The 12,265-nt window shown below is 53.9% G+C and carries 10 protein-coding genes; 8 read left to right on the top strand and 2 right to left on the bottom strand.

The genetic code is table 11. The features are described from left to right. The first annotated feature begins 22 nt into the window (after window positions 1-22). From ACN0RL_RS07175 to ACN0RL_RS07160, 4 genes are all read left to right on the top strand, one after another. Window positions 23-1,399, top strand: coding sequence for a solute carrier family 23 protein (locus tag ACN0RL_RS07175; RefSeq protein ID WP_417515162.1), 1,377 nt, complete (start codon window positions 23-25; stop codon window positions 1,397-1,399). A gap of 244 nt (window positions 1,400-1,643) precedes the next feature. Further along, window positions 1,644-2,471: a metal-dependent hydrolase gene (locus tag ACN0RL_RS07170; RefSeq protein WP_417515160.1), complete on the top strand. Its 828-nt coding sequence runs from the start codon at window positions 1,644-1,646 to the stop codon at window positions 2,469-2,471. 52 nt (window positions 2,472-2,523) lie between these two features. Beyond that, the gene (locus tag ACN0RL_RS07165) at window positions 2,524-3,558 is read left to right on the top strand and encodes a hypothetical protein (protein ID WP_417515158.1); all 1,035 of its coding nucleotides are present in this window, start codon (window positions 2,524-2,526) and stop codon (window positions 3,556-3,558) included. Window positions 3,559-3,591: 33 nt separating this feature from the next. Continuing rightward, window positions 3,592-4,230: a LysE family translocator gene (locus ACN0RL_RS07160; protein ID WP_417515156.1), complete on the top strand. Its 639-nt coding sequence runs from the start codon at window positions 3,592-3,594 to the stop codon at window positions 4,228-4,230. A gap of 93 nt (window positions 4,231-4,323) precedes the next feature. Here ACN0RL_RS07160 and fdxA read toward each other — a convergent pair whose 3' ends face one another. Both fdxA and mutS read right to left on the bottom strand, forming a co-directional pair. Further along, window positions 4,324-4,647, bottom strand: a complete 324-nt coding sequence (gene fdxA, locus ACN0RL_RS07155; RefSeq protein WP_096783204.1) for a ferredoxin FdxA — start codon at window positions 4,645-4,647, stop codon at window positions 4,324-4,326. 147 nt (window positions 4,648-4,794) lie between these two features. Then, on the bottom strand, window positions 4,795-7,419 hold the full coding sequence (gene mutS / locus ACN0RL_RS07150; protein ID WP_417515154.1) for a DNA mismatch repair protein MutS: 2,625 nt from the start codon (window positions 7,417-7,419) through the stop codon (window positions 4,795-4,797). 82 nt (window positions 7,420-7,501) lie between these two features. Here mutS and pncC point away from each other — a divergent pair, with 82 nt between their 5' ends. The 4 genes from pncC (at window position 7,502) to ACN0RL_RS07130 (ending at window position 12,229) form a co-directional block, all read left to right on the top strand. Further along, window positions 7,502-8,002, top strand: coding sequence for a nicotinamide-nucleotide amidase (pncC, locus tag ACN0RL_RS07145; RefSeq protein ID WP_417515152.1), 501 nt, complete (start codon window positions 7,502-7,504; stop codon window positions 8,000-8,002). Between the two features lie 165 nt (window positions 8,003-8,167). After that, the gene (gene recA / locus ACN0RL_RS07140) at window positions 8,168-9,217 is read left to right on the top strand and encodes a recombinase RecA (protein ID WP_417515150.1); all 1,050 of its coding nucleotides are present in this window, start codon (window positions 8,168-8,170) and stop codon (window positions 9,215-9,217) included. Window positions 9,218-9,237: 20 nt separating this feature from the next. After that, window positions 9,238-9,708 carry a flavodoxin family protein gene (locus ACN0RL_RS07135; protein ID WP_417515148.1) on the top strand — a complete coding sequence of 157 codons (471 nt, stop codon included), beginning with the start codon at window positions 9,238-9,240 and terminating at the stop codon, window positions 9,706-9,708. Window positions 9,709-9,820: 112 nt separating this feature from the next. Next, window positions 9,821-12,229 (top strand): Lon protease family protein, encoded by a 2,409-nt coding sequence (locus tag ACN0RL_RS07130; protein WP_417515146.1) that lies wholly within the window; start codon window positions 9,821-9,823, stop codon window positions 12,227-12,229. Window positions 12,230-12,265: the final 36 nt, after the last annotated feature.

Raw genomic sequence — 12,265 nt, 5'->3', positions numbered from 1 at the left:
GCGAGAGTCAGGAGACCTTTTTATGCAAATGTTTCATCGTAAGAATGGAGAGCAGCAGCCATATTGGCCTGCGGGCCCTTTCCAGATCCGTCTTCCGTTTGTTCACTATCGCTGGGAATTTGCGGAGATGGTTCAGGCCCTGATCATGTTCGTGGTTAGTCTGGCCATGATTCCTCTTTTGCAAAAATACCTTGGTGTGCCGTACGACGTAGCCCTGGCCTATGCCGTGATCTGCGGTATCGGCTTCATGCTGCCGGCCTTGCTGGGTGTCCCGCTGGTACCTGGCTGGATAACGCCCGGCATCCCGGTGGTACTGCTTTTTCTGAGTGACTTTGAGCCTGGCCCAGAGGCAATCCAGGCGATGTTCGCGCTGCAGTTTCTGGTGTTTGTCATTTTCCTTTTTCTCGGCGTCACTCGTTTGGGGAGCAAGCTTGTTGATCTGATACCCCGTTCCATGAAAGGCGGTATTATTATTGGTGCCGGTATTGCCGCGCTAATGGGGGAAATTGAAGTAGGCGGTCGCGTGGCCAACACCCCCATATCATTGATTGTTGGTGGTCTGGTTTGTCTTTATCTGATGTTCTCTGTGTCTTTCAAGGGCTTTGTTGAGAGCAACTCCTTTGCTCGCAAAATCGCCAACTACGGCATGGTCCCGGGCATGATTGTGGCCATTCTCGTGGGATTCGCTACCGGCGAATACGAAGTACCGAATGTCGAGTGGGGCATTACCAAACCGGCTTTTGATGAGTTGTGGAACTATCTGCCATTTACGGTTGGATTCCCCAACCCTGAAGTATTCCTCTACGCCATTCCAACGGCGGTCATCGCCTACATTATTGCCTTCGGGGATATTGTAGTGGGTCAGTCCCTCATGAATCGTGTAGATCACCTTCGTAAAGACGAAGACATCGACAACAGTATCGACCGTGTGCACCTGGTAACGGCCATCCGGAACGGCGGGCATGCTTTCTTTGCTCCATACCCCGGGCTTGCCGGCCCAATCTGGACCGCCGTAACCGCGACCATGGCCGAGCGTTACAAGTATGGCCGCAACGCCATGGATTCTATTTACAGCGGTGGTGGCACCTTCTGGATTACTGGCTTTATCGCTCTGTTTATCCTGCCACTGGTGAGTTTCTTCCAGCCGGTACTGCCTATTGCGTTGTCCCTGACTCTTCTGTTGACCGGCTACATCTGTTTGATGGTTGGCCTGGAGCAGCTGGAGAACAATACCGAGCGCGGCATTGCCGGCACCATGGGCGTCGTGCTGGCGGTCTATGGCGCAGGCTGGGGTCTTGCGACGGGTGTTGTTCTTTATCTGTTGATTGAGCGAACCAAATTGCTTGGCTTTACCCCAGACCCTGAAGCGCCGGGTTCAGCTTCAGACGAGAAACACTGAATTGATTGCTTCCGGCCCAGGCCGGAGGCAGTTCAGACCCTGTGTGTCTTTGGGGAGGCGGAATGCCTCCCCTTTTTTGTTTGCAAACCCTCGATGACGATGTGTCATTTTGTGACAATCTGTCGGTTTTACCGGTACTCCCCTTCCTTCCAGCTCGTTTTCAGGACTAAACTGATTCTATTGGTGATTTTTTGTCCGCCGTTCGATAACCATAATAAAAGTACAAAAAACACAGGAGCTCGTCATGACAATCAGCTCAACCCCTGAGGGTGTAACTGTTAAGCCTCGCCATGTCCGATTCGATGTCAGTGAAGATCTGAAAACCTGTTGGCACGGAGATGACGCTTTCCGGACCGCGTTCTTCAATGCACTATCGCTTCAGTTTCCGGACGGCGAGCAACAGTTTATTAATGCGGTGCGGCTTTACCGGGACAGGATTGATGATCCGAAACTGAAGGCCGAAATCCGTGGCTTTATTGGCCAGGAAGCTTTGCACAGCCGTGAACACAAAGATTACAACGAGGCGTTGAAAGCCCGGGGTTACGACATTGACGGCTTGGACCGCCGTTTTCGCAAGCATATGGATATGGTTGGAAACCTGTCACCCAGTCGGCAACTGGCAGGCACTTGCGGCGCTGAGCATTACACCGCAGTGCTGGCGAATGCGATCCTGAGCGACCCCGAATGGCTGGGTGGTGCAACGCCTGCAATGGCCCGGCTCTGGCGCTGGCACGCAATAGAAGAAACCGAACACAAATCAGTGGCGTTTGATGTTTACCGGGAGTGCGTCGGAAACGAGCGCCTGCGCCGGATTATCTTTCTGTTTGTAACCTGGAATTTCTTCAAGTACACCTTCCTGAATACCTGCAGCCTGCTGAAAACCGACGGCAAGCTCTGGAGCCTTCGTACCTGGATGGGCGGGCTCAATTTTCTTTGGGGAAAACCCGGCATTTTGCGCCAGTGCCTGCCTGAGTTTCTGGCATATTTCCGAAAGGACTTCCATCCCTGGCAGCATGACAACAGGGTACTGCTGGAGAAAAATCTCCGGGATATGGATGCTGCAGCCTCGTGACTTCCAATGTTGATACAATCTGGTTTTTAACCTCTAAAGAGCCGTCAATACCATGACCAAGGACAAGACCGATCCAGCCAGTCAAATGCTTGAACTGCATATCAAGCATGAGGTTGCATCACTTAAGGGCGCAAAGCTTCGCAAGTTTCTCAAGCAGGAAGTCAGTGAAATTCTGGATCTTGCGGGCGGTATTACGCTGAATCGCATCGCCTCGGAAAACCAGGTCATGGAGACCATTCAGCGTGTTGTTGTGAATATGGAACTGGACGCAGGTATTCCGGAACTTGCGGGTGAAATGGCCACCGAAGTGCTGAACGCACCGGTTCAGGCAACGACGGCATTGGGAGAGATTGTCACCCGGGAGCAGGCCACCGGTTTCGTGGACGAAATGCTTGAGCTCAGGCAGCAACGCGAACGAATGATCAGCGAAATTATGGCGCATCCGGTTTACCAGGAACTGGTTTCAAATGTTGTATATCAGGGGGTGGTCAATTACCTCTATGAAGACAACCTGATTACCAAGTCGGTGCCCGGTGTTAGTTCCATGATGAAGTTTGGCAAACGTATGGCCAATAAGGCGGTACCCGGGCTGGATGAAACGTTTGAACGACGACTTAAAGCCTGGCTGTCCGACAGCCTGCCAGGGCTTATCAATCGCAGTGAGCAGTTTCTGCAGCGTGCGCTTTCCGATGATGAAGTGAGAGATACGGTTATGGCCGCGTGGGTTGCTATGGAGGACCAAACGCTTGCGGACTTGCAAGAGGGGCTGGGTGACGTGCAACTGCAGGAGTTTGTAGTGTTGGGCTACGAGTTCTGGCTGCAGTTTCGGAAAACGGCCTATTTTGAAGGTTGTACCCGGGCCGTGGTTGCGCACCTGTTTGCAAAATATGGTGATCGGCCGCTTACAGATCTGCTTGGAGACGTTGGCGTTACCCGTGAGGTGATTCTCGCCGAGGTAGATGCCTGGGCCATTCCGGTTGTAGACGTGCTTCGGGAAGAGGGTTATGTTGAGGCTCTCGTGCGTCGGCGGCTTTCAGCTTTCTACAACTCTGCAGCGGCACGGAAAATTCTTGAGCAAAAGCTATAACTTCCTCAGTCTTCTGCGTTGAAAGGTTCGGAGGTGTGTTTGTTTTCTGAGCTGTTCTGGGCTTATCTGATTGCCATAAGCTTGCTGACTGTGACGCCGGGTGTGGATACGCTGTTGGTCATGCGTAATGCCGGTCGCGGGGGCTTCCGGGACGGCTGTGTAACCAGTTTGGGTATTTGCAGCGGCCTGTTCATACACGCCACCCTCTCGGCACTGGGTATCTCTCTTCTTTTACTGGAAACGGCCTGGGCATTTTCGGCGCTGAAGTGGGCGGGCGCCTGTTATCTGATCTGGCTTGGCCTGGGCTCGTTAAGACAGGCTTTAAAGCGGGAGGGCGCTGCCAGCGCCAAACCGCCTTCCGTTGCGCGGCGCCGGGTTCCTTTGGCGGTGTCGTTTCGTGAAGGCCTGCTCTCCAATGTCCTCAATCCGAAAACAGCTCTGTTTTATATGGCTTTGTTGCCACAGTTTGTGGATCCGTCGGGGAGCGCTTTTCAGCAGTCGCTGGTGCTTGCCGGGGTGCATTTTTTGCTGGCGATGTTCTGGCAGTGCGCGCTGGCATGGATGGTCGTGCGCTTTCGGGGTGCGGGTATTGGTGCCCGGGTCAAGCGGCTGCTCAATGGGCTGACCGGGGGATTTTTTATTGCAATGGGAGCCAGGCTTGCGGTGAATTGATCAAGGATTCAGAAAGCATGGCAATAAAAAAGGGAAGCCGATTCAGGCTTCCCTTTTTTCTGGTTCAGGCGGTTTCTTGAAACCGCTCTGGAATCACTTCTCCAGATACTGAAGTTTGTTCGGCTTGCCATCCCACTCTTCTGCTTCTGGAAGAGGGTCTTTCTTCTCAGTGATGTTAGGCCACTTGCCTGCCAGATCGGCGTTGAGCTCAACAAACTGAACCTGATCCGCCGGCAACTCGTCTTCGGAGAAAATTGCTTCTGCAGGACATTCCGGTTCACACAGCGCACAATCGATGCACTCGTCCGGGTCAATGACCAGAAAGTTAGGCCCTTCGTAAAAACAGTCTACGGGGCACACTTCCACGCAGTCTGTGTATTTGCACTTGATGCAGTTATCGGTAACGATAAACGCCATAATCAGATCCCTGGTCCAGTGGTCAATCTCATCCGGAGCCTGTTTACAGCTCCATGGTTATATTTTGATGGGCGATATTGTAGGGAGCAGCCCGCACAGCCGCAAGCGTTTGGCTGCTATAACCTTATTACCCAGATCAACTTCCCGTCAGTTTTTCAGCAATTCTTTCAGTTCGTATAGCCTGTTCATCGCCTCTCTTGGTGATAATCCATCCAGATCAAGACACTGAAGCGCTTCTTCCACGGCACTGGGCTCTGTGCTGGCAAACATATCACCCTGATAAGCGGCAGCCTGGCCCGCCGCCGGAGAATGCTTGTAGCCGGTCTCAGCCTTCGGTGTGGCCGGGGTAGTAGCGGCGGGCGCTACGCTGCCTTCCAGCAGCTTTAGCTGTGCTTTCGCGTTGCCTATAACGCTCTGGGGCACCCCGGCCAGTTTCGCTACCTGCAATCCGTAGCTCTGGCTGGCCGGACCTTCGTGCACATTGTGCAGGAACACAATGCTGTCGTCGTGTTCCGTTGCCGTCAGATGCACATTGACGGCAAGCTCAAGATCATCCGCAAGCTGCGTGAGTTCAAAGTAATGCGTGGCAAACAGGGTGTAGCAGCGAATTTCTTTTGCCAGATGTTCTGCCGTGGCCCAGGCCAGAGACAAACCGTCGAATGTACTGGTGCCGCGGCCTACTTCGTCCATCAGAACCAGGCTGAACTCGGTGGCGTTATGAAGGATATTGGCTGTCTCTGTCATTTCCACCATGAAGGTAGAACGCCCGCCGGCGATGTCATCTGACGAACCCATGCGAGTGAAAATCCGATCCACTGGTCCCAGCACGGCGCGGTTGGCGGGCACGAAGCTACCGGTGTAGGCCAGCAGGGTAATCAGTGCCGCCTGGCGCATGTAGGTGGACTTACCTCCCATATTCGGGCCGGTGATAACCAACATCCGGCGCTGGGTATCCATCAGCAGATTATTGGGCACGAACGGTTCATCAAGAAGCTGTTCGACGACCGGGTGCCGGCCCTCTTCAATTTCGAGCCCCGGAGAATCGCGGAACTCTGGCGCAGCAAAACGCAATGTAGTGGCACGCTCGGCAAAGTTGCTGATGACATCCAGCTCCGCCAGCGCCTGTGCGGCATCCTGCAAAGGCGCGAGTTGTTCCGCCACCGTTTCCAGCACCTCATCGTAAAGCGCTTTCTCTCTGGCCAGGGCCCGGCTTTTGGCGCTCAGGGCCTTGTCTTCGAACTCTTTTAGCTCTGGCGTAATAAAGCGCTCTGCATTTTTCAGGGTCTGGCGGCGAATGTAATCAACCGGTGCCTGAGCAGACTGGGCCCGGCTGATCTCAATGTAGTAACCGTGCACCCGGTTATAGCCTACCTTCAGCGTGCTGATGCCCGTGCGCTCTTTTTCCCGGGTTTCAACATCCAGCAGATACTGGCCTGCGTTTTCACTGATGTTACGAAGTTCGTCCAGCTCGGCGTCAAAGCCTTCACGGATCACGCCACCTTCGCGGATCACAACCGGAGGATTGTCGATAACGGCTCGCTCCAGAACATCGGCCAGCTCGGGATATTCACTAATCACAGTAGCCAGTTTTACGATGTGGTGAGAGTTGACCGGCTTCAGTGTTTTCTGTAGTTCCGGTAGCGCCAGAAAAGCATCCCGCAGGCGGGCAAGGTCTCTGGGCCGAGCCGAACGCAACGCCACCCGGGCAAGCACACGCTCGATATCGCCAACGGCCTTGAGAAGGCTGTGCACCGGCTCGTAATGGAAGCCCTCAAGTAGAGCGGATACCGCGTGTTGGCGCTGTTGTACTGCATCCACATCCCGCAATGGGCGATTCAGCCAGCGCCTGAGCTCCCGGCCACCCATGGAGGTTGCCGTTCTGTCCATTACCCAGGCCAGGGTGTGCTGGTGGCCGCCCATGAGGTTGACATCGATTTCGAGATTCCGCCGGCTGGTGGCGTCGAGAATGACGGCTTCGTCGCGGCGCTCCTGCGTCAGTTTGCGGATGTGGGGCAGGGCAGTGCGCTGGGTTTCTTTTGCGTACTGCAAAAGACAACCGGCTGCACAAATGGCCAGGCTCAGGTCTTCGCAGCCAAAACCTGTGAGGTCGCGAACTTGCAATTGCTGGGTAATGACCCGGCGAGCAGTGTCGGACTCAAACAGCCAGGGCCCCTGGCGGCGCACGCCGGTAAGGCCGGCAAGTATTTCCTCAAAAGGAAAGTCTTCACTGATCAGGATCTCTGCCGGGCGCAAGCGCTGCAGCTCCCCCTGCAGGGCTTCCAGGTTCTCTAATTCGGAAACCACAAACCGCCCACTGGAAATGTCCAGTGATGCAAAGCCAAACTGCTCGCGGTGGTGGAATATGGCGGCCAGCAGATTATCGCGGCGATCTTCCAGGTAGGCGTCATCGCTCAGGGTGCCGGGTGTAACGATTCTGACAACCTGGCGATCAACCGGCCCTTTGCTGGTTGCCGGGTCACCGATCTGTTCGCAGATGGCGATGGATTGACCCGCTCGAACGAGCCGTGCAATGTATCCTTCAGAGGCATGAAACGGGATGCCCGCCATGGGGATCGGGTTGCCGCCGGACTGCCCTCTTGCAGTGAGGGTTATGTCCATCAGCTCCGCGGCTTTTTTGGCGTCGTCATAGAACAGCTCGTAAAAATCACCCATGCGGTAGAACACCAGCTCATCCGGGTGCTGTCCCTTGATTTTCAGGTACTGTTGCATCATGGGTGTGAGCTTGGGTATTTCGTTCTGAGCTGCTGACATGGACGAGTCCGGATAATCTTGCTTTGGGTGAAGCCACGGATTGTAAGAAAATAATGCCCGCGATGAAACGAAGGAGAACATTATGCCTGCCAGTGACCATGAACTCGAACAAGCAGGAGAAAAGTTGGCTGAGCAGTTAATCGCAGCTGGCATAACTGTGGTAACCGCTGAGAGCTGTACCGGTGGCTGGGTCGCAAAGGTTCTGACCGATAAGGCGGGCTCCTCCGCCTATGTGGTTGGAGGTCTGGTTACCTACAGCAATGACGCCAAACAACAACTGCTCGGCGTTACCGATGTTTCTTTGAATAATCACGGCGCTGTCAGCGAGCCGGTGGTACGGGAGATGGTTGCCGGTGCACTGGCTACAACCGGAGCGAATGTTGCGGTAGCTATCAGTGGAATAGCCGGCCCTGGCGGCGGCAGCGAAGAGAAGCCTGTTGGAACTGTCTGGTTCGCCTGGGGTAGCAGCGCGGAGAATACAGAGGCAGTAGTCCGGCATTTCAGTGGCGATCGTGATCAGGTGCGACGCCAGGCCGTTCTCTTTGCACTGCAAGGCGTTAGCGGGCTTTTGAAACAGGCGTGAATACTTTCACAGTAACAGGGGTTGGTCTCGCCTTCGGGGTATGTTTTAATACTGTTCAAATATACAGGGAAATCACTGTTACCGTTGTACAGGTTCCCGTTTAACTACACCTCCACCGGCTTGCCATATCTTGCCGGCGGCCAAGGCAACAGAGGGTTTGCACTGATGGAAGACAACCGCAAAAAAGCATTGAGCGCAGCACTGGGTCAGATTGAGCGCCAGTTTGGTAAGGGTGCAGTAATGAAGATGGGCGACCAGCCCCGCGAAGCCATACCTGCGGTCTCTACCGGCTCTCTCGGATTGGATGTTGCTCTGGGTATAGGCGGCTTGCCTTATGGTCGGATTGTTGAAATCTACGGTCCTGAAAGCTCCGGTAAAACCACTCTGACCCTTCAGGTGATTGCCGAAGCGCAGAAAGCCGGCAAAACCTGTGCCTTTATCGATGCCGAGCACGCCCTGGATCCGATCTATGCAGAAAAGCTCGGTGTTAACGTGGACGACCTTCTGGTTTCACAGCCGGACACCGGTGAGCAGGCTCTGGAAATTGCAGACATGCTGGTGCGCTCCAACGCAGTAGACGTCATCATTGTTGACTCCGTAGCAGCGCTGACACCGAAAGCGGAAATTGAAGGTGAAATGGGTGACAGTCACGTAGGCCTGCAGGCCCGCCTGATGTCGCAGGCTCTGCGTAAACTTACCGGTAACGTGAAGCATGCCAACTGCCTGCTGGTGTTCATCAACCAGATCCGTATGAAGATCGGCGTGATGTTCGGTTCTCCCGAAACCACCACCGGCGGTAACGCCCTGAAGTTCTACTCATCTGTACGTCTTGATATCCGCCGTATCGGTGCGGTTAAAGAGGGCGATGAAGTTGTCGGTAACGAGACCCGCGTGAAGGTCGTCAAGAACAAGGTTGCACCGCCTTTCCGTCAGGCCGAGTTCCAGATTCTTTATGGCAAGGGCATTTATCATATGGCTGAAGTGCTCGACATGGGCGTTAAAGAAGGCTTTGTGGACAAGTCCGGCGCCTGGTATGCCTACAAAGGTGACAAAATTGGCCAAGGCAAAGCCAACGCCTGTAAGTTCCTGGATGAGAACCTGGAAATTGCCAGGGAGATTGAAGCTAATGTACGTGAAAGGCTGATGCCGAAGCCGGTTGCCAAGAAAGACGCAGCTGCTGAAATACCGGCAGAAGTGGACGGTGAATTGCTCTAAGAGAGCCTTGGAGGTGCGTTATGGATCGCAAAAAGAAATTGCTTATTGTTTCCCATGCGCCTTCCCCGAATACCCTCACCCTGCGCAACGCCGTTGCACAGGGTGCAGGGCATGAAGATATTGAAAATGTTGAAGTAACCGTGCTGGCGCCATTGGACGCCGGTCCGGATGATGTTCTTGCCTGTGACGCCATTATCCTCGGCACCACTGAAAACCTCGGTTACATGAGCGGCGCTTTGAAGGATTTCTTCGATCGCAGCTATTACCCCTGCCTGGAGAAAACCCAGGGCCTGCCATTTGCCTATTACATTCGTGCGGGTCATGACGGCACGGGAACGCAGAGAGCCATTGAAACCATTACTACCGGGTTGCGCTGGAAGGTCATTCAGGAGCCACTGATTTGTCGTGGCGAATATCGGGATGAGTTTGAAGAGCAGTGTTGTGAGCTTGGGATGTACGTTGCGGCCAGCCTGGATGCCGGGCTTTTCTGAAGAACCCGGGCTGGTGAAGCGTTAACGACAATTCTTTTCTCCTGAACGCGACAGACCGCTCGACAGAACCTACAATGACCGGCCAATGAGTCAACCGTTACAGGACCCAACCTTGAAGTCACTGTCTCTGCATCAGCTATACAAAGCCTGCGTTTTGAAAGATCTACCGTTCAAGTCCACCAGACAACTGGTGCCCCTGGCTGAAATCGTAGGCCAGAACCGGGCCCAGGAAGCTGTGCGTTTTGCTCTGGCTATGCCCCATGGTGGTTATAACGTTTATGCCGTGGGCCGCGATGGTTTGGGCAAGCGCACGATGATGTTGCGCTATCTGGAGCATCACCTGGACACCAAGCAGCAAAGCCATGACTGGTGCTATGTTGCGGACTTTGAGGAGCCCCGGGTTCCCAGATTGCTCCAGCTGCCAGCAGGCAAGGGGGTGCAGTTGAAACAGGACATGGAAAAACTCATGAGCCGGCTGGTTAAGGTTATTCCCCAGACCTTCGACAGTGACAGCTTTCTGGAGCGCTCGGAACAACTCAAGGAAGAGTATGGAAAGAAGCAGGAAGACGAGCTTGAAAAAGTAGCCGCGCAGGCGCGCCGTAAAAAAGTCAGTCTCACGATTACAACACCAGGTGGATATCGTCTGGTAGCGATGAAGGGCGACCAGCCCCACACTGCTGAAACGTTCAAAGCGTTGACAGAGGCCCAACGAGACAAGTTTGAGGATTCAGTTAACAAGCTGGAGAAAAAGCTCCGTCAGGCGCTGCGTAAGTTGGCTGATTGGGAGCAGGAATACGCTGATAAGCAGCAAGCACTGAACAAGGAAACTCTGGAGGGCATATCCGGCCACCAGATCGACGAGTTGATTGAAAACTACAAGAACCTCCCGGATGTGGTTGCCTATTTTGAGGCTGTGCGAGCCGATCTGGTTGAGAATCTTGATATCTTCCTCGACGATAACGAAGAGCAGGCAGCTATTGCCTACGCGTCGTTGGATAAAAAGATGCCGCGTCGTTACCTCGTTAATGTGCTTGTGCACCAGAAAACCAAGGAAGTTCCGATGGTGGTGGAAGACAACCCCACCTACCATAATCTGTTTGGCTACGTTGAAAACGTGACCTACAAAGGCACCGTTTTTACGGATTTTTCTCTGATTAGGGCAGGCAGTCTGCATCGGGCCAATGGTGGCTATCTGTTGATGGACGCTATCAAAATGCTCGAACAGCCTTTTGTGTGGGATGGACTCAAGAGGGCCTTGAGGGGGCGATCCATTCAGATTAATTCCCTTGAGCGTGAACTCACATTGTCCGGCACCATTTCGATTGAGCCTCAGGGTGTCCCGCTGGACGTAAAACTTGTCCTTTTCGGCGATCGCGAAACCTGGATGCTGCTACAGGAATACGACCCGGAGTTTGCGGAGCTTTTCCGGGTAACCGCAGACTTTGAAAATGAAATGTACCGTTCGGAAGACAGTCAGGTTACGTATGCGAAGTTCATTGCCAGCGTTGTAAAGGAAAAGAACCTTCTACATTGCACAAACAAGGCCGTGGCAAGGATTATAGAATACAGCGCTCGTATGGCAGAGCATCAGGACAGGCTTTCGTTGCACGCGGCAAATATTGCCAACCTGCTCCGGGAGTCCGACTTCTGGGCAAGACAGGCCGATGCCAAACTGATTCAGGATCTCCATGTGGAGAGGGCTCTGGAGAGCGCCAAATATCGCAGCAGCCGGATTCGCGACCAGTTCTATGATTCCATCCGGGACGGATCAACGCTGGTGTCGACTCAAGGCGCTGTTGTGGGGCAAGTGAACGCACTTTCTGTGTTATCTACCGGCGGTTTCGAGTTCGGGTTGTCCAATCGGGTAACCGCTACCTGCTATTATGGCGATGGCGGAATCATGGACATTGAGCGGGATGTGAAGTTGGGTGGCAATATTCACTCTAAAGGCGTGATGATTCTCAGCTCATGGCTGGCTTCGCATTTTGCTGTTACCGATCCAATGCACCTCTCCGCAAGCCTTACGTTTGAGCAGAATTATGGCGAGGTGGATGGCGACAGTGCTTCTCTGGCAGAGCTCTGTGCGCTGATATCATCGCTGTCGGGTGTTCCAGTGCGACAGGATCTGGCTATCACCGGTTCCGTGAACCAGTTTGGTGAGGTGCAGCCTATCGGTGGAGTTAATGAAAAAGTTGAGGGTTTCTTTGCTACCTGCCAGCTTAAAGGCGGGCTAACGGGCACCCAGGGCGTGATCGTACCTGCGAATAATGTGCAGAATCTCATGCTGGACAGCGAAGTGGTTCAGGCAGTTCGTGAAAGCCGGTTTGCCGTGTACGCCGTTTCGAATGTTGATGAAGCCATTTCGTTGCTGCTCGACAAGCCAGCCGGGAAGTTGGACAGCAAAGGAAACTATCCGAAACAGAGCGTTTTTGGCATTATCCAGCAGCGGCTTGAGAAAATGCGCGAGCATGAACGCCAGGAGCATGCCCGGGATGACCAGAAAGATCCGTCAATCCATTGACCGGCCGCTATAACAAAACAGACAGGAGAGAACACA

This window comes from Marinobacter sp., assembly GCF_048259445.1.
GTDB lineage: Bacteria > Pseudomonadota > Gammaproteobacteria > Pseudomonadales > Oleiphilaceae > Marinobacter.
The sequence above is the reverse complement of the archived record's forward strand: the minus strand, read 5'-3'. Positions and strand labels throughout refer to the sequence as shown.